The following is a 20,485-nucleotide window of genomic DNA, read 5'->3' on the forward strand; positions in this document are numbered from 1 at the left end:
TCAGGCCGCCGCCTTACGCCGCTCCAGCCGCCGGATCGCGTCGGCGAGCGGCCGGGCGGCGTCGTCATAGCCGTCCCAGGCGGAGCCTTTCGCCAGCAGGCCGGGCGCGGTGCGCAGGGTGTAGCGCTTGGGGTCGAGCCCCTTGCGCACCTGGTCCCAGATCAGCGGCATCGACACCGTGGCGCCCGGCCGGGCCCGCGGCGACAGCGGCGCCACCGCGGTCGACATCCGGTCGTTGCGCAGATAGTCCAGGAAGATCCGGCCCTGGCGCTTGGCCTTGGCCATGTTGACGAGATAGCGGTCCGGCGCGTCGGCGGCCATGCGCACGCAGACCTCCTTGGCGAAGCCCTTGGCCTCGGCCCAGTCCGACCCGCCGGCGCGGGCCGCGGCCAGCGGCGTCACCACATGCAGCCCCTTGCCGCCGGTGGTCTTGCAGAACGGGACCAGGCCCACCGCCTCCAGCCGGTCCTTCAGCTCGCGCGCCGCCTCGATCACCGCATCGAAGCCGAGGCCGGGGCCGGGGTCGAGGTCGAACACCAGCCGCCCCGGGCGGTCGGGCACCCCGGGCCAGCAGTTCCAGGGGTGCAGCTCCAGCCCGCCCGACTGGGCCACCGCCGCCAGCCCTTCGATCCGGTCGATCTGGATATAGGGCTTGCGGTCGCCCGCCACCTTGGCCAGCGAGATCAGGCTGGAGGTGCCGGGCATGGCATGGCGCTGGAAGAAGATCTGGCCGCCGATCCCGTCCGGCGCGCGCAGGACCGAACAGGGGCGGCCCTTGATGTGCGGCAGCATCCACGGGCCGACCGCCTCCAGATACAGCGCCAGGTCGTGCTTGGTCACCGGCTCGCCGTCGCCGGCATCGGGCCACAGCGCCTTGTCGGCCTTGGACAGGGCCACGCCCATCACCGTCGCCCTGGTCGTCGCCTTGCCCGCCGCACCGCTGCGCCGCGCCGGCTTGGCCGCCGTCTTCGCCTTGGCCGGCGCAGGCTCCACCAGCTCGGTCCCGGCAGCCGGAGCCTCGGCCTCGACCTCCTCGGCCGGCTTGTCCTCGCGCAGCCCCTTGAACGAGGCCTGGCGGACCATGCCGGAGCCGGTCCAGCCGGCGAACTCGATCTCGGCCACCAGCTCAGGCCGAGCCCAGTGGACGCCGCGCTGATTGCGCGGCGCGCCGGGGCCGGTGAAGGGCGATTTATCCGCCTCGACCGCTTTCAGCCGCGGCAGCAGCCGCTCCACCTTGGCGGCGCCGTAGCCGGTGCCGACCCGGCCGATATGGACCAGGTGGTCGCCGCGATGGACGCCGACCAGCAGCGAGCGGAACCGGTTGCCGGTGGTCGACCAGCCGCCGATCACGACCTCTTCGCCGCCGCGGCACTTGGCCTTGGTCCAGCGATCGCTGCGGCCGGATTGATAGGCGGCGTCGAGCCGCTTCGAGATGATGCCTTCGAGCTTCAGGCTGCAGGCGGAGCGCAGCACCGCGTCGCCCGCCTCCTCGAAATGGTCGACATAGCGGATGGTCGAGGTGGCGTCGCAGCCCTGCGCCTCCAGCAGCTCGCGCAGCCGCGTCTTGCGCTGCGACAGCGGCTCCGGCCGCCAGTCTCGGTCGCCCTCCGCCAGCAGGTCGAAGGCGAAGTAGATCAGATCGCGGCTGTTCCCTTCCGACAGCGCCACCTGCAGCGCCGCGAAATCGGGATGGCCGCGCTCGTCCAGCGCCACCGCCTCGCCGTCGACGATGCCGTCGGGCCAGCCCTTGGCCGCATCGGCCATGGCCTGGAAGCGATGGGTCCAGTCGAGGCCCTTGCGGGTCTTCAGCGTCGCCTTGCCGCCTGCGATCCGCAGCTGCAGGCGATAGCCGTCGAACTTGATCTCATGGCCCCAACCGGCGCCGCCGGGCGGCCGGTCGACCGAGATGCAGAGCTCCGGCGGGATGAAGTCCGGCATCGCCGCGGCGGCCTTCGCCTTCCGGCGGCGCGGCGCGAGCGTCTTGGCCGCCGCCGCCTCCGGCTTGGCGGCGGAGTCCCAGACCGCATCCGCCCGCACCGTCTTCCTGCCGCCCAGCATGAAGGGCTTCGGGCCGCGGCCCCGCCCGGCCGCGATCTCGGCCATGGCGCGGCCGGAGGCGACGGACCGGTCCTCGGCCAGGACCGCATCGCCGTCGGACTCGACCGCATGCTCGTCGCGATGCTTGATCAGCAGCCAGTTGCTGCGCTTGCCGCCGGTGCGGTCCCGCTTCAGCCGCACCAGCACCCAGCTGCCATGCAGCCGGTCGCCCTCCAGCGTGAACTTCAGCTCGCCTTTCGCCAGCTGCTGCTGCGGCGACGCCCGGCCCTCCGGTTGCCAGAAGCCGCGGTCCCACAGCTGGACCGAACCGCCGCCATATTGCCCCTTGGGAATCGTGCCCTCGAAATCGCCATAGGCCAGCGGATGGTCCTCGACCTCCACCGCCAGGCGCTTGTCATGCGGATCGAGCGACGGCCCCTTGGTCACCGCCCAGGATTTGAACACGCCGTCGAGCTCCAGCCGCAGGTCGTAATGCAGCCGCGTCGCCGCGTGCTTCTGGATGACGAAGCGCAGCTTGTCCGAAGCGGCGACGCCGGTGGCGTCGCTGGGTTCGGAGGTCTTCTCGAAGTCGCGTTTGCGCCAATAGGTCGACAGGCTGTTCTTGGCCATCGCCTTCGCCTCAAAGGATCTGCTGCTTCGGGAACGATGCGCGCAACACAGCGGTTCCGGAAGGGCCGGTTATCGCGGCGTCCAGACCCCCTCCTGCACACCCGGCGCGGCGAACAGCCTGTCCACGGCGGACGGCAGGCCGTTGTCGCCCAGATATCCGCGCCACCGCAGGTCGTAGCGCAGGGTCCGTTGCCCGGCCGCCGGCTGGACCGTGATCGAGCTGGTCACGATGCGGAACCCCGCCTGCGCCAGCACCGTCTCGATGTCGCAGGCCCCCAGCCGGTCCTGCTCCACGGTCAGGCTCAGCCGCGCCTTGCGCTCGTGCTTCACCCGATCCTCCAGCCATTTCAGCCCCGACAGCACGGCCAGTCCCGCGGCAAAGGCGATGCCGCCCAGGACCAGCTCCCCGGCACCGAAGCACAGCCCCATCACCGTGACGAACCACAGCGTCGCCGCGGTGGTCACCCCCATCACCAGGTCGCCGCGCTGCAGGATCGCGCCGCCGCCGATGAAGCCGATGCCGGACAGGATGCCGAGCGGCAGGCGCATCACATCCATCCGGATGAAGGAGTCGTCGGCCTTGCCGGTGGTGGGGAGAAGCAGGTTGGCCAGCACCATGGAGAAGGCGGCGGCAAGGCAGACCAGCAGATGGGTGCGCAGCCCAGCCGGGCGGCCGTGGCTGCTGCGGTTCCAGCCGATGATCGCGCCGGCGAGGGTGGCGAGCGCAAGCCGCAGCAGAAGGTCGGTCCAGGTCGGATACAGCGGCATTGGTGAAGCCCTCCGGAAAGCGAGCGATTCAGGAACCTGACGCGACGCCCGGCCGTTCCTTCCGGGACCCGATCCGCCGACGAGGACGAGATGGCGCCGCGCGCAACCTGGAAAGGCACGCTGAAGCTGGGCTTCCTGTCCTGCCCGGTGGGGCTGTACACCGCCGTCGGCGAGGGCGACGAGATCCACTTCAACATGGTCAACCGGCGCAGCGGCCACCGGCTGCGGCGCCTGTTTGTCGATTCCGGGACCGGTAAGCCGGTGGAGCGCGACCAGCAGGTGAAGGGCTACGAGGTCGACACCGACCGCTATGTCGTGCTGACCGAGGAGGAGATCGAGGCGGCGATCCCGGACAGCACCAAGACCATCGAGATCGAGGCCTTCGTGCCGCACGACCAGGTCGACCGTGTCGCCATCGACCGGCCCTACTACCTGGCGCCGACCGATGCGGTGGGGGCCGAGGCCTTCGCCGTGATCCGGGCGGCTTGCGAGAAGGCCGGGACGGTCGGCATCGGCCGCACCGTGCTGTTCCGGCGCGACCGGGTGGTGATGCTGTGCCCGGAGGGGCCGGGCTTCCTGGCCAATCTGCTGCACTTCGAATACGAGATGCGCGACGAGGCCCAAGCCTTCGACGACATCCCGAACGCCAAGATCGCCGGCGAGATGCTGGACCTGGCCAAGCACATCATCGGCCAGAAGAAGGGCAAGTTCGAGCCCGACACGTTCGAGGACCGTTACGAGACGGCGCTGATGGAGCTGATCCGGGCCAAGCAGCGCGGCGAGACGATCAAGGCTCCGGCGGCACCGAAGCGCGGCCAGGTGATCGACCTGATGGCGGCCCTGCGCGAGAGCGCGGGGGTCGCCGCGAAGTCCGGCCGCAAGGCTGCGGCGAAATCCAAGACCGCGGCGAAGTCCAAGACCGCCGCCAAGACGAAGCGCAAGGCCAGCACTGCCAGCACCACGCGCCGGAAGGCGAGCTGATTGTCGGAAAGAACCAATGCGTTGCCTCTCCCGCCAGGCGGGAGAGGTAATACGTTGATTCAGCACCAGAAATGCAATCGCGGTAGTATTACCGGCCGCCTCCGTTCATGCTGTGTTCCATGGACATAGCGCAGATCGAAGAGATCAAGCCGACCGATCCCGACATGCATTGGACGGGATGGGCGTTGGACGCGCTGCGCGAGCTGGTCCAGTCCGACCTGCGCACCAAGCGGATGATCGAGCGGCAGCATGACAGGACGCCCGCGGGGCCGGACACACCGGATTTCGGGCTGACGCAGTCGCGGCTGTCCCGGTCGGTGCGGCTGTCGCTGGCGATGACCGAGCGGATCCGGACCGACTATCTGGTGCGCAAGACGGAGCGCAAGGCATCGGGCGAGCAGGAGCGCCGGCGGCAGCGCCGGGAGCAGGCCGTCGAGGCGGTGGTCCAGGCGGTGACGCGGCCCGACGAGGCCGACGACGTCGAGCATGTGCGGAAGCTGGTGCGGGAGACGCTGGTCGAGGACGAGATCCTGGACGTGCAGATCGACACGCTGTCTCCGGAGGCGTTCCTGCAGGCGGTGTGCCGCAAGATCGGCCGCCCGCCGCCCCCGATCCGCCAGCCGCATGATTCGGACGACGTCGCAGAGGCGGAGGCCGCCGAAGGCCTCGCCGATCGCGAGCCCGCGGAGGATTGGCCCCTGGCGCCGGACGAGTCCGCCGTCGGCTGGCCCCTGCCGAAGCCATCGAAACCGGACAGCAGCTGAGCGCTGCGTCACCCGCCGTGTTTGCCGATCACCAGCCCGCCCAGCCTTCCATTCTCCCCCTCCCCTTGCGGGAGGGGGTTGGGGGAGGGGTCTGCGCGCGTCTGCGCGCAAATGGCTGGAAGGAAGGCGGGGCCAAACGCGGACCCGCCGGTCCGGGCTGCGGCCCCCGCAGGGAAATTGGGGAAAATCTATTCCGGAAGGGCGGAGGTCACTTTGAAACGATCCCGCCCCTCACCGCTTCCGCTTGTCGGACTCCAGGCTCTTGCGCAGGGCGGCCATCAGGTCGATGACCTTGCCGGTCTCGCCCTCGGCTTTCGGCTTCGGCGCCTCGACGGTCTTGCCCTTCTTCTTGCGGGCGATGATCTTCCGCAACGAGGCCTGGACCCGGTCGCCGAGCAGGTCCTCGCTCCAGTCGACCGTCCGCTCCTTGATCACCGACAGGGCCAGCGTCATCGCGTCCTTCGGCGGCGTGGCCGGCTTGATGCCGCCGAAGACGTCCTTCTCGTCCCGAACCTCGTCGGCCTGGCGCAGGGTCCAGACGATCATGCCCTTGCCGCGCGGCTCGATCATGACCGGCCGCTCGCGGCGGTACAGCACCAGCTTCGACAGCCCGACCGTCTTGGTCGCGGCCATCGCCTCGCGGATGACGCTGAACGCCTCCTCGCCGACCGGCTCGCTCGGCGACAGGTAATGCGGCCGGTCGCGCCACACCAAGCCGACCTCGGCGCGCGGAACGAAGCGTTCGATATCGAGCGTCCGGGTGGTCTCGAGGGCGACGGCGGAGAACTCGTCATCGGTCAGGACGACATAGTCGTCCTCGCCGACCGGATAGCCGCGCACCTGGTCGTCATCGGCCACCGGCTTGCCGGAGACGCTGTCGACATACTGGCTGACGACGCGGTTGCCGGTCGCCTCGTTCAGCGTGTGGAAGCGCACCCGCTCCGCCTGGGTGACCGCCGGCGTCATCTCCACCGGGCAGGTCACAAGGCTGAGCTTGAGATAGCCGGACCAGAAGCTGCGGGCTGCCATCGACCGTCTCCGCGACGATTTCCCCTGCCGGAGAAAGCGCCGAGGCCGGCCGGCGGTTCCCCGCCGGCCCGGCTTGGCCTTACTTGGCCGCCGCCTTGCGGCCCCGCTTCGCCGGTGCCGGCGGCGGCGCCGGCGGCTCGACCGCGCGGCGGGTGCCGAGGCCGATGCTCTTCGCCAGCGTGCTGCGCTGCTTGGCGTAGTTCGGCGCGACCATCGGATAATCGGCCGCCAGTCCCCAGCGCTCGCGATACTCGTCCGGGCTCATGTTGTAGGCCGCCTGAAGATGCCGCTTCAGCATCTTCAGCTTCTTGCCGTCCTCGAGACAGACGATGTAGTCCGGCGTCACCGATTTGCGGATCGGCACCGCCGGCTCCGGCCGGCTCTGCACTGGTGTCGACGGCTTGCCCAGTCCGGTCAGCGCGCCATAGACCTGCTCGATCAGCGCCGGCAGGTCGTTCGGGGCGACACTGTTGTGCGAGACATGAGCAGCCACGATCTGAACGGTGTGCTTCCGCAACTCATCTGTCGGCTTCAAATCATCGGCGACGTCCGCACCCATCTAATCTCTCCTGTGAATGGATTCGAAATAGATATCTCATTCCAGAGATAGGTCCAGACTTATTTGTACAAGTCGAGACGATTAACGCTCGAACAGTTTCGTTGAGCGCGCAGGTTTCGGCCCGGGAAATGCAAGATCGGCGCGGCTCGCCAGCCCTATCAAGGGGGCGGAAACCGAGGAATGCGGCGCTGGGCGGCGGTTTGCCGCGCCCGGCACCGCCTCGGTTTCACAGCACGAAATCGGCGGCGACTGAGCCGATGGCGCCGGTCAGCCGGATGTGGACGTCAGAGACGCTATCGCCATTGAGATCGCCGGCGATGGTGGGGACGGCGCCGTCGGTAGCCGGCGACTTGTGACCTCGGGAACGGCATCGCTGCGACGCCATGGCCCGGACGGCCGGGCTGGCCGCGGCCGCAAACCCGGTTAAGATCGTCCCGGCCCGCTCGACACGACAGGATCCGATCCATGGTGCAGCACGGTCGAACCCCAGGCATCCGGCGCAGCGCCGCCCTCGCCGCCGCGCTGCTGCTCGGCCTGCTGTCAGCGGCCCGGGCGGAGCCGGCCTTCACCGATCCCTGGCCCGCGGTCGGCGACGCCGCCGGGCGGATCGTGGCGGTGCCGAGCCACAGCCCCTTCGTGCCGTCCGAGATCGGGCCCGACGCCCCGGCCACCCCGGCGCGCGTCACCTGGTACCCGCCCGCCGGCGCCGACGCGACGCGGAAGGCGCCGGCCGTGGTGCTGCTGCACGGAGCCGCCGGCGTGGACGAGAACCGCGAGCCGACCTACGCCCGGCAGCTGGCGGCGATGGGCATCGGCGCCGCTGTGGTCGACGTGTTCGGTGCGCGCCGCGACATCGCCACCAGCTTCACCGACCGGGTGATCCGGATCACCGAGACCATGGCCCTGGCCGATGCCTACGCCACCTTGGCCTGGCTGAAGGCGCGGCCGGAGATCGACGGCAGCCGGGTGGCCGTCTGGGGCTTCTCCTACGGCGCCATGGCCAGCATCGTCGCCACCAACGCCGCGATCGCCGACCGCTTCGCGGCGCTGTACCGGCTGGGCGACACCCGCTTCGCCGCCCATGTCGCCTTCTACGGCCCCTGCATCATCGGCTTCGAGGAGCCGCGCACCACCGGCGCGCCGGTGCTGATGGCCTGGGGCGACCGCGACGCGATCATGGACCCGGCCGACTGCCGGGCCACGGCGGCCACGCTGCGCCAGGGCGGGTCGCGGGTGCAGACCATCGTCTATCCCGGCGCCGTGCATCAGTGGGACGGCAGCCGCCCGGGGCCGCGGCCGATCGGCCGGCTGCTGAACGATTGCGACTTCCAGGTCGAGCGCGACCTGACGGTGCGCGACGGCAATCCCGGCCTCGCCATGGGCGGTTCCTTCAGCCGCAAGCTGATCCTGGCCAATTGCGTCGGCAGCGAGGGCTATCTGATCGGCCGCGACGACGCCGTGCGGGCCCGGTCGGACCGCGATGTGGCCGCCTTCCTGTCGGCCGCCTTCGGCCTCGCCGAACCCAGCTGATGCCCGCACTGCACCGGCTGATCGCAGCATTGGCCCCGCTGATGCCGGCGCTGCGCGCCTTGGCGCCGCAGCCGGTGACGGCGGCGGAGCGGCTGGCCGCCTTCCCGACACGCGGCCTGCCGCTGTCACGCCCGGTCGACATCCGCTGGAACGGCCACCAGATCCCCTTCGTCGAGGCCGAGACCGACGGCGACCTGGCGGTGGCGCTGGGCCTGGTCCACGCCCATCTGCGCGGCGGCCAGATCGCGCTGATGAAGCGGGTGGCCCAGGGCCGGCTGTCGGAGATCGCCGGCCCGGTGGCGCGCGACATCGACCACGCGCTGCGCATCCTCGACTACGGCCATGCCGCCGACACGGTGATCGACCGCATGCCGGACGACAGCCGCGCCTTCGCCGAGGCCTTCGTCACCGGGGTCAACGCCTATCACGCGCTGGAGCGGGCGCCGCCGCCGGAATTCGCCCTGCTGGGGCTGCGGCACGAGCCCTACACGCTGCGCGACCTGTGGACGATCGGCCGGCTGGCCGGCAGCGACATCAACTGGGTGGCCTATTTCGGCCTGCTGCGCGAGCGCGGCACGCCCGGCTTCGCCGAGGCCTGGGCCCGCACCCTGAAGGCCGGCGCCAACGCCGTCACCAGCTTTACCCTCGACAGCCGGCAGGTGGCACTGGCCACCCTGCTGACCGCGACCGGCCGCACGGGCAGCAACAGCGTCGCCGTGGCCGCCGCCCACAGCGCCAGCGGCGGGGCGATGATCGCCAGCGATCCGCATCTGGCGCTGTCGCTGCCGAACCTCTGGCTCGTCGCCGGCATGCGCTCGCCCGGCTACCACATGGCCGGGCTGATGGTGCCGGGCCTGCCCTTCGTCGCGGTCGGCCGCAGCCTGCATCTGGCCTGGGGCGGCACCAACATGCGGGCGGCGTCGAGCGACCTGTACGACGTCGGCGCGCTGCCGGCCGCGGAGATCGAGACCGCGCGAGACGGTGATCCGCACCCGCTTCTGGCGGCGGGCGCGGCGCAAGATCCGACGCAGCCGCTTCGGCCCGATCGTCAGCGACGCCAAGGTGGCGCGCAGCCGGCCCGGCGACACCATCGCCCTGCGCTGGATCGGGCATGAGGCGACCGACGAGGTCACCGCCCTGCTGCGCGCCAGCCGCGCCACCACGCCGGAGGGGTTCCGCGCCGCCTTCGCCGGCTTCGGCGTCTCGGCCCAGAACATGCTGGTGGCCGGGGCGGACGGGCGGATCGGCCAGATCATGGCCGCGACCCTGCCGGTTCGCACCCGTTTCCCGCCGGCGGACCCGGTGCTGGACGCCGGCGACCCGGACACCCATTGGCACGGGCTGGTCGACGCCCCGGACCTGCCCTGGATTGCCGACCCGCCGGACGGGGTGCTGGCCACCGCCAACAACCGGCCGACCGACACCGCCCTGCCGGTCGGCTTCTTCTTCTCCGCCGATGAGCGGGTGCGGCGCCTCTACGCCCTGCTGCACGCCAAGGACCGGCTGGCGCCGGAGGATCTCGCGGCGCTGCAGGCCGACACGGTGTCGCCGGACTCAGGCGCCCTGGCCCGGCATCTGGTTGAGGCGATCCGCACGGCCGGGATCGGCGGCGACCAGTCCGGCTTCCTCGACCGGCTGGCCGGATGGGAGGGCGACTATGCCGCCGGGTCGTCCGGCGCCCCGGCCTTCGAGGCGCTGCTGCACCACCTGGTGCCGCGGGTCTATGGCGCCGAGACGGCCGAGGCCATGCCGCGGCTGATGGCGCAATGGAACGCCATCACCGCCTTCTTGGCCGACGACCTGGCCGCCCTGGCGCCGGACCGCCGCCGGCAGGTGCTGGCCGAGGCGGTCGGGCTGGCCGCGATCGATGCTGTCCCGATCCCGGTCTGGGGCGACATGCACCGGATGCGGGTGGCGCATATCCTGGCCGCCCTGCCGGTGCTCGGCCGCTTCTTCGTGTTCGGCGACTACCCGACCGGCGGGTCGCGCGAGACGCCGATGAAGACCGCGCATGGGCTGGTGCGCGGTCGGCACAACGCCACCTATGGCTCGATGGCCCGGCATGTCGCCGACATGTCCGACCCCGATGCCAGCTGGATCACGCTGTTCGGCGGCCAGGATGGCTGGCTGGGCAGCGAGGGCCTGACCGACCAGATCCCGCTGTGGCGCGAGCGCCGATCGATCCGCCTGCCGCTGCGGCCGGAGACGGTGGCGCGGGAGTTCCCGACCCTCATCCGCCTGTCCCGGACATGATCGACGCCACCCCGGCCTTCCGGCTGGCGGCGGCGCTGCGGCGCCGGCGGCTGCAGCGGCTGGATCCGGTGGAGAGCCAGCGCCGCGCTCTGCTGCAGCTCCTGCGTCGGGCGGCCGGCACCCGCTTCGGCCGCGACCACGGCTTCGACCGCATTGGCGATGTCGTGGCCTTCCAGGCGGCGGTGCCATTGCGCCGCTATGAGGAGATGTGGCGCGACTACTGGCAGCCGGCTTTCCCGGTGCTGCAGGATGTGTCCTGGCCCGGCCGCATCCCGTACTTCGCCCTGTCCTCCGGCACCACCAGCGGCACCAGCAAATACGTGCCGGTCAGCGACGCGATGCGCCGGTCCAACACCCGCGCCGCCTTCGACCTGGCCGCCTGGCACCTCGGCGCCCGGCCCGGCAGCCGGATGTTCGGCGGCCGCAGCCTGATGCTGGGCGGCAGCACCACGCTGACCGAGCACGCCCCCGGCATCTTCAGCGGCGACCTCAGCGGCATCGCCGCCCGCACCCTGCCGCCCTGGGCCCGGCCCTTCGTCTTCCCGGGGCCGGAGCTGGCCCTGCTGACCGACTGGGAGGAGAAGCTGGACCGCATCGCCCGCGGGTCGCTGGAGCTGCCGATCCGCAGCGTCTCCGGCACCACCAGCTGGCTCCTGCCCCTGCTGGAGCGGGTGCGCGCGCTGCGCCGCGCCCGCGGCGACGCGCCCGACCCGCCCTATCCGTCGCTCGACCTGCTGGTGCCCGGCGGCGTCGCCCTGGCGCCTTACCGGCCGCGGCTGGAGCGGCTGATCGCCGGCACCGACGCCGAGATCCGCGAGGCCTATGCCGCCAGCGAGGGCTTCATCGCGCTGCAGGATGGCGGGGTGGGAGAGGGGCTGCGCCTGAGCCTCGACCACGGGCTGTTCCTCGAGCTCGTGCCGGTCGAGGAGCTCGGCTCCGCCGCCCCCACCCGGCACTGGATCGCCGATGCCGAGCCGGGCGTGAACTACGCGGTCGTGGTGACCAGCTGCGCCGGCCTGTGGGCCTATGTCCTCGGCGACACGGTGCGCCTGGTCGGGCGCGACCCGACCCGGGTGCTGATCACCGGCCGCACCAGCTACGGCCTGTCGGCCTTCGGCGAGCACCTGATTGCCGAGGAGGTGGAGCGCGCCGTGGCCGATGCCGCCGCCGCGATCGGCGCCGACATCGCCGATTTCGCGGTGATGGCGGTGTTCCCGGACGAGGCCAGCCCGGTCGGCCGCCACCGCTGGTTCGTCGAATTCGCCGAGAGGCCCGGCGAGGCCGCGGCCGCGCGCTTCGCCGCCACGCTCGACACGAGGCTGTCGGCCCTGAACGACGACTACGCCGCCCACCGTGCCGGCGGCACCGGCATGGGGCCGCCGGAGGTGGTGGCCGTGCCGCCCGGCTGCTTCGCCGCCTGGATGAAATCCCGCGGCCGGCTGGGCGGTCAGAACAAGGTGCCGCGGCTGATCGCCGATCCCGGATTGGCGGCCGAGCTGGCGGCGTTCATGGCAAGGTCATAAGGCCAGTCTTGATGTGGCTCGATGTCAAAACCAGCTATAGTAGGCAAAATACCTACTTTCGAGGGTGACGAAATGGACAAGGCCGTTTCAGCCGCAGAGGCCAATCGGAACTTCTCACGGCTCTTGCGCGATGTCCGCGAGGGCCGGAGCTATGTCGTCACGGCCCATGGCAAGCCGGTGGCCCGGATCGTCCCGGCGGCTGGTCCCTCGGCCGTAGCGGCGGGAGCCCGGGCCGCCCTTCTGGCGCGCCTCGCGACACAGACGCCGGTGGATGTCGGCCGCTGGTCGCGCGACGAACTCTACGAGCGCGATCGGTGAAGATCGCGCTCGACACCAACATCCTGGCCTATGCCGAAGGCGTGAACGGAGCCGACCGGGCGGCCGCGGCGAGGGGTCTTGTCCAGAGACTGCCACCCGATGCGGTGGTCCTGCCGGTCCAGGTCCTGTGCGAGCTGTTCAATGTCCTGGTCCGCAAGGCCAAGAGGACGCCGGATGCCGCCCGTACAGCCATTCTCAGCTGGCATGACACCTTCGCCGTCATCGACACGTCGATGGTGATCATGGCGGCCGCCGCCGATCTGGCCCATGACCATCAGCTGAGCATCTGGGATGCCGTGATGCTCGCCGCGGCGGCCGATGGCGGCTGTCGGTTGCTGCTGTCGGAAGACCTCCAGGACGGTTTCACCTGGCGCGGCGTCACCGTCGCCAACCCGTTCGCTCCAACCAGGCATCCCCTGCTGGTGGCGTTCCTGGCGGATTGATGGCTCTCAGGCCGCCCGGTCCATCAGCGTCGGGTCGTCGTTGCGCACGGCGTTGACCCGCACCGAGACCGGATAGGCCTCGACCGGCAGGTCGGCGGGCGGCGCCAGCAGGGCCTGCAGCTGCGCCGGCGATGCTGCTTCCTCGCCGAGCCAGGCCGGCCATTGCTCCTGCGCCAGCATCACCGGCATGCGGTGGTGGATCGGCCGCAGCCGCTCGATCGCTTCGGCGGTGACGATGGTGAAGGTCCGCACCCATTCCTCCGAGTCCGGATCCTTCCAGCCCTCCCACAGCCCGGCGAAGACCATCAGCCGGCCGTCCAGACGGTGGACGAAATGCGGCGTTCGGTCCGGCGCCCATTCGTAGAAGCCGTCGGCCGGGACCAGGCAGCGCCGGGCCTGGAAGGCCTTGGCGAAGCTGCGCCGCTCGGCCAGGGTTTCCGATCGGGCGTTGATCAGCTTGGCGCCGCCCTTCAGCTCCTTCTCCCAGCTCGGCACCAAGCCCCAGCGCAGCAGGTCGATCGCCCGCCGCCCGGTCTTGGGGTTGAATCGGACCACCGCGAGATCCTGGGTCGGCGCCGCGTTGTAGCGTGCCGGGATGTTCGGGATCGGGCCTTCGGCGCCGACGATCGCGGCCAGCTCCTCCGGCGGCAGCTTATGGACGAACCGTCCGCACATCAGGCCGGCACCGGCAGCACATAAGGCCCGAGCAGCAGGCCGAACAGCAGCATCAGCACCACCAGCGTCACCAGGGTCAGGCCGAAATGGGCGCCGCGCTGGTCCTGCGGCACGCGCAGCACCAGGCCGGTGCCGCGATAGAGGATGGTCAGGGCATAGCCGATCGCCAGCAGCACCAGCAGCACCGCGGCCGGGCCAGACAGAAGCAGCTGTACGCCGGGGCCCAGCATCTCCGCGACATAGACCGGCGTCATCGCCAGCGCCACCAGGACGAAGGCGGCATCGAAATTGGCGACGGCGCCGAACATGCCGGCATAGAAGCGGATCACGGCGGCCATGACGAACAGCCCCGCCAGGTTGACCGCCACCCGTACCGCCAGGAACAGCACCAGCAGGCCGATCGGCGTCTCCACGTCGGAGACCGAGAGCAGCAGCGCCAGCAGCAAGAAGGCGCCGATCGAGGTCAGGATCAGCACCGGCAGGGCATGCTCGCGCACCACGATGCGCCAGCCCGGCGCCGGCACCCCATGGGCGGCCAGCGTGGCATCGGGTTCGAACAGCATGCCGCGCACGCGGCCCATTACAGCGGCGAGATCCAAAGCCGTCTCCAGCACATCGTCGCGGCCCGCAGGACCGCCCCCCTATGCGAGGGGATATGGCCCTGCCCCCGGAGCGCATGCAACCCCGCGCCTTGCAAGGCCGGGCCGCGCATGCCATGCCTGCCACGATGAAGCGGCAGATGCGACGGAGCAAGCCCGCGGCCCCCGGGTCGCGGCGTGAGATCGAACTGGTGGTCGACCGCCTGGGCGGCGGTGGCGACGGCATCGGCACGGTCGACGACCTGCGCGTCTACGTGCCCTTCGCCGCCCCCGGCGACCGGGTGCGCGCCCGGCTGGGCCGGCCGGACGGCCAGGCCTATCGCGGCGAGTTCATCGAGCTGGTGCAGCCCGGCCCGAATCACCGCGAGCCGCCCTGCCCGCATTTCGGCCCCTGCGGCGGCTGCCAGGTGCAGCATCTGGCGCCGCCGGTCTACATCGAGTGGAAGCACGGCCTGCTGGCCGGCGCCTTGGCCCGCGCCGGGCTGGAGACCGAGGTGGCGGCGCTGGTCGAGACGCCGCCGCGCAGCCGCCGCCGGGCCAGCCTGGCCGCCCGGCGTGGCCGGTCCGGCGTGTTTCTGGGCTTCAACGAGGCGGGGTCGAGCCGGATCGTCGACCTGACCGACTGCGTGGTGCTGCGGCCGGAGGTCACGGCCCTGCTGCCGCCGCTGCGCGCGGTGCTGGCCGCGATCCTGCCGGAGAATGGCGGCGCCGACCTCGCCGTCACAACACTGGATGACGGCATCGACCTGGTGGTCGTGGCCGAGGCGGGGCTGGACCTGAAGCGAAGGGAGATGCTGGCCGAGTTCGCCGCGACGCAGGACCTGGCGCGGCTGTCCTGGCGCGGCCCCGACGGCTTCACCGATCCCGTGGCGCATCGCCGGGCCGGGGTGGTGCATTTCGACGAAGTGCCGGTGACGATCCCGCCCGGCGGCTTCCTGCAGGCCAGCGCCGAGGGCGAGGCGGCGCTGACCCGGCTGGTGCACGACGGCGTCGGCCCGGCAAAGCGCATCGCCGACCTGTTCTGCGGTGCCGGCACCTTCGCCCTGCCGCTGGCCCGCGGCGCTCAGGTGACCGCGATCGACGGTGAAGGCCCGGCGGTCGAGGCGCTGGCAACCGCCGCCCGGCGCGGCGGAAGGGGCGAGCGGATCACGGCGCAGCGGCGCGACCTGTTCCGCCAGCCGCTGACGGCGGCGGAATTGCGCGGCTTCGACGCCGTGGTGTTCGACCCGCCGCGGGCCGGCGCCCGCGACCAGGCCCAGGCCCTGGCAGCCTCGACCGTGCCGGTGGTGGTCGCCGTATCCTGCAACCCGTCCAGCCTGGCGCGCGACGCCCGGACCCTGGTCGATGGCGGCTACCGGCTGGAGCGGGCGACGCCGGTCGACCAGTTCCTATGGTCGCCGCATCTGGAAGCGGTGGCGGTGTTCCGACGATAGCGGTCGTGCTGGGTTCGCGTCCGCGAACCCAGCCGGCGCTGATCAGCCGATCAGGCTGCGCAGCGGCACAAGAGGACGCGGGCCGACATGGCCGATCACCTCGGCGGCGGCGATGCTGCCGATCCGACCGCTCTCGGCCAAGCCGAGCCCGCGGGTGAAGCCGTAGAGGAAGCCGGAGGCGTAGAGGTCGCCGGCGCCGGTGGTGTCGACCAGTTGGACCAGCGGCGCGGCCTCGACCAGGACGGTCTCGCTTTCGGTCACGATCACCGAGCCCTTCTCGCTGCGGGTGATCGCCGCGACCTCGCAGCGGCCGCGCACCGCGGCGACGGCGGCGTCGAAATCGTCGACCTGGTACAGCGCCTTGATCTCCGCCTCATTGGCGAACAACACGTCGACATGGCCTTCGATCAGCGACAGGAAGCTGTCGCGGTGCCGCTCGACGCAGAAGCTGTCCGACAGGGTCAGCGACACCTTGCGGCCGGCGGCATGCGCCACCCGGGCGGCCTTGATGAAGGCTTCCTTCGCCGTCGGCCGGTCCCACAGATAGCCTTCGAGATAGGTCACCTGCGAGCCGGAGATCACCGCTTCGTCGACATCGTCGGGCGTCAGCTCGACGCAGGCGCCGAGATAAGTGTTCATCGTCCGCTGCGCGTCCGGCGTGACGATGATCAGGCTGCGCGCGGTCGGCGGCGTGCCCGGCACCGCGGGGTCGAGCGGCTTCGAATCGAAGTCGACGCCGACGGCGCGGATGTCGTGGCGGTAGACGCCGCCGAGCTGGTCGGCCGTCACCTTGCCGATGAAGGCGGCCTTGCCGCCCAGCGAGGCCAGCCCCGCCGCGGTGTTGCCGGCGGAGCCGCCCGAGGCCTCGAGGCCCGGCCCCATGGCGGCGTAAAGCGCCTCGGCCCGTTCCGCATCGATCAACGTCATCGCCCCCTTCACCAGGCCATGCCGGGTGATGAAGGCTTCGTCGTTCTTGGTGATGACATCGACGATGGCGTTGCCGATGCAGGTGGTGTCGTAGCGGGCGCTCATGGGTCTCGCTGAAATTGCGGCCAGGGATGCGACCCGCAAGGGGTCCCTGACCCTCTAGGCTGCGGCCGCCGCCGAGTCAACGGGTGCCGCCGGGGAACGGTCCGGTTCCATTGGATGGCGCAAGCCATAACGGTCCACGATCTGGTCGATCCACAGCCCCGGCGTGCCGTGCGGCCGCTCATGCGGGGCGAAGGGCGTGATCACGGCGTCGAGCCGGGCCATCGCCGCGGTGACCTGCTCCGCCTCGGCCGGACCCAACGCCGGCTTGGCGCCCTCCTCCGTCAGCGCGCGGATGCGGCTGCGCTCGACCAGCTTGGTCACCAGGTGATGGCCGTCGAAGCGGCGCAGGCAGACGCCATAGGCGCCGCCGAGCCAGTTCTCCTGCCAGATCTCATCGAGCGCCTTGGCGAAAGCGGCCTCGTCGATCGCGCCGGCGGCGTCGAACAGCTCGGTCCAGCCATGGGTTCGGCCTTCGGAAGCGAGCAATGCCTGGCGGAAACCGGCGGCAAAATCCTGCCGCAGCCGGTCCGCCAGAGCGGGCAGCGGCAGCGTCGATTCGGCGGCGCGGCGAGCCCAGGGCAGCACCGCGGCGCCGAACCATTCCTCCGGCTGCGGCGCCAGCGTTTCGCTGCGGATGGCGCTGCGCGCCATCAGGGATGGGTCCAGCACATAGGTCGGCTGCGGCAGGCAGCGGGCGGCGATCAGCGCGCGCAGCCGGTCCTCGGTCAGCCCGGCGGCCTGCGCCAGCGCCGGCGGCGTCAGGCAATGGCGGCGGACATAGTCGAGAATGGCGAAGGTGTCGGTCATGGTCGGGTCTCCTGTTGGTCGCCACCACTCCACATCCGCATCCCGCTCTTGACCAGCAAAGATAAATCGATCACCATCGAAGCATGAAGGAAGGACTTGATCTGGCTAGATTATCGTCCCTGATCGGCGATCCCAGCCGGGCACTGATCCTGTCGGCCCTGTTCGGCGGGGAGGCGCTGCCGGCGGGCGAGCTGGCGTTCCACGCCCGGGTCACGCCGCAGACCGCCTCGAGCCATCTGGCCAAGCTGACCGAGGCCGGGCTGGTCGCGGTCGAACGCATGGGACGGCACCGCTACTACCGGCTGTCGGGGCCGGAGATCGGCTCTCTCCTGGAGAAGATGATGGCGGTTGCCTGGGCCCCGGCGGTCGAGCGGTCGCGCGTGCCGGCACCGCTGCGCGACGGGCGCATGTGCTACGACCACCTCGCCGGCCGGCTGGGCGTGGCGGTGACCGACGCGCTGGTGGCGCAGGGCACGCTGGACCGAGGCGACGATGCCTTTGTGCTGACCGAAACCGGAACGGCCTGGCTGGCGACGCTGGGCATCGACGCGGCGGCGCTGCGCGACGGCCGCCGGTCCTTCGCCCGGCACTGCATCGACTGGAGCGAACGCCGGCCGCATCTGGCCGGCGCGCTGGGCGCCGCCATCGCCGAGCGCTTCGTCGACCGCGGCTGGATCCGGCGCGAGCGCGACAGCCGCGCCGTGGCCCTCACCGAGGACGGCCGCGCCGCGCTGGCCCGGATCTTCGGACCGAGGGTGCTGGCGGAGGCGACCGCCGCCTGAGGGCCGCCACCGTTTCCGCGAGGTGAGACCATGGCGGAGAAATTTGATGTCGGAGACCACTGATCGCCTCACCGGGGGATGTGGCTGCGGCGCGGTGCGCTACGCCGCGGTGGGCGCGCCGCGCTGGGTGGCGGCTTGCCACTGCCGCGACTGCCGCCGCCTCACCGGCGCGCCCTACTCCATCTATGCCGGCTTCGAGCGCGCGCAGGCGAGCTGGAGCGGCGAGGCCCCGCGGCACTTCCAATCCTCGCCCGGCGCCGAGCGCTGCTTCTGCGGCCGCTGCGGCACGCCGCTGGCCTATGAGGGCGAGCGCTGGCCGGACGAGGTGCATCTGCTGGTGACGACGCTCGACGATCCCAGCGCCCTGCCGCCGCGGGGGCATGTCTATGTCGGCCAGAAGCTGCCCTGGGTGCGCCTCGCCGACGGGCTGCCGCGCTACCGCACCACCGCGGGCGAGGGCGGTCCGATGACGGAGGACGAGTAGCCCTTGCGCGGCGTCCCCTGCCGCCCCAGGTGAACGGCCGCGACATCAACCGTGCCGAGTCCGATGCCGAACGCCCTCCGCCTCGCCCTGCAGCAGATCACGTCCGACCCGGCGATCCGCCGGGTGCTGTGGGTCAGCTTCGCCGCCACCATCGCCCTGGTGCTGACCCTGCCGGCCCTCGCCGGCTGGGGCCTGTCCTTCGTGCACATCGCCAACTGGACCTGGGTCGACACCACGCTCGACGTGCTGGGCGGCGTCGCCGTGCTGGCGCTCGGCATCCTGCTGTTCCCCGCCATCATCGGCCTGGTGGCCGGGCTGTTCCTCGACGATGTCGCCGAGGCGGTCGAGGCCCGCCACTACCCCGCCCTGCCGCCGCCGCGGCGGCAGCGGATCGGCGAGATCGTGTGGGGGTCCGCCCGCTTCTTCCTGGCGCTGGTCGCGTTCAACCTGGTCGCGGTCGGCATCGTGCTGGTGGTGCCGGGCGTCAACCTGCTGGTGTTCTGGCTGGTGAACGGCTACCTGCTCGGCCGCGAATATTTCGAGCTGGTGGCGGCGCGCCGCTGCGAGCCCGCGGCAGCGCGGGCGCTGTGGCGCGAACGCCAGGGCCGCTTCATCGTCGCCGGACTGGTGCTGGCCGCGATCCTGCTGATTCCGGTGGTCAACCTGGTGGTGCCGGTGCTGGGGGCCGCCTTCATGACCCATGTCTTCCACCGCGCCGTCGGCGCCGCCACCGCCCGGGCCCCGGCGGGACGGATGGCCGGATAATTCATTTGACCGAAATGCGGCATGGTGGCTCCTCTGCCGGGAATGGGGCTGGCCGCCACGGGTTGATCGGCGGATAAGCATCCAGCTACAGTCCCGACCCCATCGCCCGATGGGGGCATCCAGCCCGGAACCACAACAAGCAGGGGGACACCCGCGTGTTTCGTCGACGCAACCCCGCTGGCGGAGGATCGGATGGCGGTGCCGAGCGGCAAGGCCATCCGGCCGCCACGGACACACCCTTAGTTCGGCCCACCGCCCCGACCGCGCCTCAAGGAGAGCCCATGTCGTCCACCGCCAAGCCCGCCACCGGCTACAAGACCGAGCTGCCGCGCCGGGTCGACCTGCCCGGCACCGGGGCGATCGGCGGCGTCCGCCGCCCGGCGGAGTCGTCGGGACCGACCGGCCGCGAATCGCCGCGCAAGCTGATCGTCGGCAGCGAGATCTCGCTGGCCGGCGAGATCACCGCCTGCGACCACCTGGTGGTCGAAGGCCGGATCGAGGCCAAGATCAAGGACTGCCAGACCATCGAGATCGCCGAGCAGGGCGTGTTCAAGGGTTCGGCCGAGATCAGCGACGGCGACATCGCCGGCCGCTTCGAGGGCGACCTGTCGGTCTCCGGCCTGCTGCGCCTGCGCGCCAGCGGCGTGGTCACCGGCACCATCAAGTACGGCGAACTGCAGGTCGAGACCGGCGGCAAGCTGATCGGCACGCTGCAGCCGCTGGGCGGCGACGCCGGAGCGGCGACGGTCCCGGCAGCGGCGGCGGCCGCCCCGCAGCCTGCCCCGACCCCGCTGTTCGACGACAAGGCCGAGGCCGGCGGCGAGCGCTGAGCCCAGCCGGATCGGACAGATCAGACCGCGAGCGGCCGGGGCGACCCGGCCGTTTCGCTATCTGCGCCAATCTTGCACAGCGACTCGGGGCATCACCGGGATCTGAAGGAGGCGGAGGCTGAACCCTCGCGGCCGCCGACGCGTTGCTCGGCCGGCGCACAAGAAAAAGGGCCGCAGCGAACTGCGGCCCGAGTTTAGGGAGGAAACGCCCAAGAAGTGCGTTACGACAGCAACTCATCGCTG

Annotated in this window: 21 protein-coding genes; 13 read left to right on the top strand and 8 right to left on the bottom strand. The window is 71.2% G+C overall.

What is annotated here, in order from left to right; genetic code table 11:
- On the bottom strand, window positions 1-2,667 hold the full coding sequence (gene ligD, locus QFZ27_RS04230) for a DNA ligase D (protein ID WP_429224840.1): 2,667 nt from the start codon (window positions 2,665-2,667) through the stop codon (window positions 1-3).
- A 69-nt stretch (window positions 2,668-2,736) separates the two neighbouring features.
- Window positions 2,737-3,435: an MgtC/SapB family protein gene (locus QFZ27_RS04235; protein ID WP_429224841.1), complete on the bottom strand. Its 699-nt coding sequence runs from the start codon at window positions 3,433-3,435 to the stop codon at window positions 2,737-2,739.
- A gap of 90 nt (window positions 3,436-3,525) precedes the next feature.
- Here QFZ27_RS04235 and ku (QFZ27_RS04240) point away from each other — a divergent pair, with 90 nt between their 5' ends.
- Both ku (QFZ27_RS04240) and QFZ27_RS04245 read left to right on the top strand, forming a co-directional pair.
- Window positions 3,526-4,416 carry a non-homologous end joining protein Ku gene (gene ku, locus QFZ27_RS04240; RefSeq protein WP_429224842.1) on the top strand — a complete coding sequence of 297 codons (891 nt, stop codon included), beginning with the start codon at window positions 3,526-3,528 and terminating at the stop codon, window positions 4,414-4,416.
- 119 nt (window positions 4,417-4,535) lie between these two features.
- Window positions 4,536-5,180 carry a hypothetical protein gene (locus tag QFZ27_RS04245; RefSeq protein ID WP_429224843.1) on the top strand — a complete coding sequence of 215 codons (645 nt, stop codon included), beginning with the start codon at window positions 4,536-4,538 and terminating at the stop codon, window positions 5,178-5,180.
- Between the two features lie 231 nt (window positions 5,181-5,411).
- Here QFZ27_RS04245 and ku (QFZ27_RS04250) read toward each other — a convergent pair whose 3' ends face one another.
- Both ku (QFZ27_RS04250) and QFZ27_RS04255 read right to left on the bottom strand, forming a co-directional pair.
- Window positions 5,412-6,209: a non-homologous end joining protein Ku gene (gene ku / locus QFZ27_RS04250; protein WP_429224844.1), complete on the bottom strand. Its 798-nt coding sequence runs from the start codon at window positions 6,207-6,209 to the stop codon at window positions 5,412-5,414.
- A 79-nt stretch (window positions 6,210-6,288) separates the two neighbouring features.
- Window positions 6,289-6,768 carry a Ros/MucR family transcriptional regulator gene (locus QFZ27_RS04255; protein WP_429224845.1) on the bottom strand — a complete coding sequence of 160 codons (480 nt, stop codon included), beginning with the start codon at window positions 6,766-6,768 and terminating at the stop codon, window positions 6,289-6,291.
- Window positions 6,769-7,233: 465 nt separating this feature from the next.
- On the opposite strand from QFZ27_RS04255, the gene QFZ27_RS04260 reads away from it, so the two are divergent.
- From QFZ27_RS04260 to QFZ27_RS04285, 6 genes are all read left to right on the top strand, one after another.
- Window positions 7,234-8,298, top strand: a complete 1,065-nt coding sequence (locus QFZ27_RS04260) for a dienelactone hydrolase family protein (protein ID WP_429224846.1) — start codon at window positions 7,234-7,236, stop codon at window positions 8,296-8,298.
- A complete protein-coding gene (locus QFZ27_RS04265; protein ID WP_429224847.1) occupies window positions 8,298-9,413 on the top strand; it encodes a penicillin acylase family protein in 1,116 nt (371 codons plus the stop codon). The genes QFZ27_RS04260 and QFZ27_RS04265 overlap by 1 nt, the downstream gene beginning before the upstream one ends.
- A complete protein-coding gene (locus tag QFZ27_RS04270; protein WP_429232415.1) occupies window positions 9,319-10,551 on the top strand; it encodes a penicillin acylase family protein in 1,233 nt (410 codons plus the stop codon). Before QFZ27_RS04265 ends, QFZ27_RS04270 begins: the two co-directional genes overlap by 95 nt.
- On the top strand, window positions 10,548-12,074 hold the full coding sequence (locus tag QFZ27_RS04275) for a GH3 family acyl-acid amido synthetase (RefSeq protein WP_429224848.1): 1,527 nt from the start codon (window positions 10,548-10,550) through the stop codon (window positions 12,072-12,074). Before QFZ27_RS04270 ends, QFZ27_RS04275 begins: the two co-directional genes overlap by 4 nt.
- A 72-nt stretch (window positions 12,075-12,146) precedes the next feature.
- Window positions 12,147-12,392, top strand: coding sequence for a type II toxin-antitoxin system Phd/YefM family antitoxin (locus QFZ27_RS04280; protein WP_429224849.1), 246 nt, complete (start codon window positions 12,147-12,149; stop codon window positions 12,390-12,392).
- Window positions 12,389-12,835, top strand: a complete 447-nt coding sequence (locus QFZ27_RS04285; RefSeq protein ID WP_429224850.1) for a PIN domain-containing protein — start codon at window positions 12,389-12,391, stop codon at window positions 12,833-12,835. Before QFZ27_RS04280 ends, QFZ27_RS04285 begins: the two co-directional genes overlap by 4 nt.
- A 6-nt stretch (window positions 12,836-12,841) precedes the next feature.
- Here the strand turns inward: QFZ27_RS04285 and QFZ27_RS04290 are convergent, their stop codons facing one another.
- Entirely contained in the window at window positions 12,842-13,510 is a 669-nt protein-coding gene (locus QFZ27_RS04290) for an SOS response-associated peptidase (protein WP_429224851.1), read from the bottom strand.
- A complete protein-coding gene (locus QFZ27_RS04295; protein ID WP_429224852.1) occupies window positions 13,510-14,109 on the bottom strand; it encodes a YIP1 family protein in 600 nt (199 codons plus the stop codon). The genes QFZ27_RS04290 and QFZ27_RS04295 overlap by 1 nt, the downstream gene beginning before the upstream one ends.
- Before the next feature lie 140 nt (window positions 14,110-14,249).
- Here QFZ27_RS04295 and QFZ27_RS04300 point away from each other — a divergent pair, with 140 nt between their 5' ends.
- On the top strand, window positions 14,250-15,542 hold the full coding sequence (locus tag QFZ27_RS04300; RefSeq protein ID WP_429224853.1) for a class I SAM-dependent RNA methyltransferase: 1,293 nt from the start codon (window positions 14,250-14,252) through the stop codon (window positions 15,540-15,542).
- A gap of 42 nt (window positions 15,543-15,584) precedes the next feature.
- Here QFZ27_RS04300 and QFZ27_RS04305 read toward each other — a convergent pair whose 3' ends face one another.
- Together QFZ27_RS04305 and QFZ27_RS04310 are read right to left on the bottom strand one after the other, a co-directional pair.
- Window positions 15,585-16,574, bottom strand: a complete 990-nt coding sequence (locus QFZ27_RS04305; RefSeq protein WP_429224854.1) for an adenosine kinase — start codon at window positions 16,572-16,574, stop codon at window positions 15,585-15,587.
- 54 nt (window positions 16,575-16,628) lie between these two features.
- The gene (locus QFZ27_RS04310) at window positions 16,629-17,381 is read right to left on the bottom strand and encodes a DUF6058 family natural product biosynthesis protein (protein WP_429224855.1); all 753 of its coding nucleotides are present in this window, start codon (window positions 17,379-17,381) and stop codon (window positions 16,629-16,631) included.
- An 83-nt stretch (window positions 17,382-17,464) separates the two neighbouring features.
- Here QFZ27_RS04310 and QFZ27_RS04315 point away from each other — a divergent pair, with 83 nt between their 5' ends.
- The 4 genes from QFZ27_RS04315 to QFZ27_RS04330 all read left to right on the top strand — a co-directional run bounded on the left by QFZ27_RS04315 (window position 17,465) and on the right by QFZ27_RS04330 (window position 20,242).
- Window positions 17,465-18,163, top strand: coding sequence for an ArsR/SmtB family transcription factor (locus QFZ27_RS04315; RefSeq protein WP_429224856.1), 699 nt, complete (start codon window positions 17,465-17,467; stop codon window positions 18,161-18,163).
- A 46-nt stretch (window positions 18,164-18,209) separates the two neighbouring features.
- A complete protein-coding gene (locus QFZ27_RS04320; RefSeq protein WP_429224857.1) occupies window positions 18,210-18,647 on the top strand; it encodes a GFA family protein in 438 nt (145 codons plus the stop codon).
- A gap of 63 nt (window positions 18,648-18,710) precedes the next feature.
- Window positions 18,711-19,412, top strand: coding sequence for an EI24 domain-containing protein (locus QFZ27_RS04325; RefSeq protein ID WP_429224858.1), 702 nt, complete (start codon window positions 18,711-18,713; stop codon window positions 19,410-19,412).
- 281 nt (window positions 19,413-19,693) lie between these two features.
- Window positions 19,694-20,242: a bactofilin family protein gene (locus tag QFZ27_RS04330; RefSeq protein WP_429224859.1), complete on the top strand. Its 549-nt coding sequence runs from the start codon at window positions 19,694-19,696 to the stop codon at window positions 20,240-20,242.
- The last annotated feature ends 243 nt before the right edge of the window (window positions 20,243-20,485 follow it).

The sequence above is a fragment of the Inquilinus ginsengisoli genome (assembly GCF_050434925.1).
GTDB lineage: Bacteria > Pseudomonadota > Alphaproteobacteria > DSM-16000 > Inquilinaceae > Inquilinus > Inquilinus ginsengisoli_B.

What these genes read in the sequence shown, in the direction of transcription:
- ku (WP_429224844.1), bottom strand. Translation starts at nt 6,209, where the DNA reads ATGGCAGCCCGCAGCTTCTGGTCCGGCTATCTCAAGCTCAGCCTTGTG.
- QFZ27_RS04260 (WP_429224846.1), top strand. Translation starts at nt 7,234, where the DNA reads ATGGTGCAGCACGGTCGAACCCCAGGCATCCGGCGCAGCGCCGCCCTC.
- QFZ27_RS04305 (WP_429224854.1), bottom strand. Translation starts at nt 16,574, where the DNA reads ATGAGCGCCCGCTACGACACCACCTGCATCGGCAACGCCATCGTCGAT.
- QFZ27_RS04300 (WP_429224853.1), top strand. Translation starts at nt 14,250, where the DNA reads ATGCGACGGAGCAAGCCCGCGGCCCCCGGGTCGCGGCGTGAGATCGAA.
- QFZ27_RS04245 (WP_429224843.1), top strand. Translation starts at nt 4,536, where the DNA reads ATGGACATAGCGCAGATCGAAGAGATCAAGCCGACCGATCCCGACATG.
- QFZ27_RS04290 (WP_429224851.1), bottom strand. Translation starts at nt 13,510, where the DNA reads ATGTGCGGACGGTTCGTCCATAAGCTGCCGCCGGAGGAGCTGGCCGCG.
- QFZ27_RS04315 (WP_429224856.1), top strand. Translation starts at nt 17,465, where the DNA reads ATGAAGGAAGGACTTGATCTGGCTAGATTATCGTCCCTGATCGGCGAT.
- QFZ27_RS04330 (WP_429224859.1), top strand. Translation starts at nt 19,694, where the DNA reads ATGTCGTCCACCGCCAAGCCCGCCACCGGCTACAAGACCGAGCTGCCG.
- ku (WP_429224842.1), top strand. Translation starts at nt 3,526, where the DNA reads ATGGCGCCGCGCGCAACCTGGAAAGGCACGCTGAAGCTGGGCTTCCTG.
- QFZ27_RS04265 (WP_429224847.1), top strand. Translation starts at nt 8,298, where the DNA reads ATGCCCGCACTGCACCGGCTGATCGCAGCATTGGCCCCGCTGATGCCG.
- QFZ27_RS04275 (WP_429224848.1), top strand. Translation starts at nt 10,548, where the DNA reads ATGATCGACGCCACCCCGGCCTTCCGGCTGGCGGCGGCGCTGCGGCGC.
- QFZ27_RS04325 (WP_429224858.1), top strand. Translation starts at nt 18,711, where the DNA reads ATGCCGAACGCCCTCCGCCTCGCCCTGCAGCAGATCACGTCCGACCCG.
- ligD (WP_429224840.1), bottom strand. Translation starts at nt 2,667, where the DNA reads ATGGCCAAGAACAGCCTGTCGACCTATTGGCGCAAACGCGACTTCGAG.
- QFZ27_RS04280 (WP_429224849.1), top strand. Translation starts at nt 12,147, where the DNA reads ATGGACAAGGCCGTTTCAGCCGCAGAGGCCAATCGGAACTTCTCACGG.
- QFZ27_RS04235 (WP_429224841.1), bottom strand. Translation starts at nt 3,435, where the DNA reads ATGCCGCTGTATCCGACCTGGACCGACCTTCTGCTGCGGCTTGCGCTC.
- QFZ27_RS04310 (WP_429224855.1), bottom strand. Translation starts at nt 17,381, where the DNA reads ATGACCGACACCTTCGCCATTCTCGACTATGTCCGCCGCCATTGCCTG.
- QFZ27_RS04320 (WP_429224857.1), top strand. Translation starts at nt 18,210, where the DNA reads ATGTCGGAGACCACTGATCGCCTCACCGGGGGATGTGGCTGCGGCGCG.
- QFZ27_RS04255 (WP_429224845.1), bottom strand. Translation starts at nt 6,768, where the DNA reads ATGGGTGCGGACGTCGCCGATGATTTGAAGCCGACAGATGAGTTGCGG.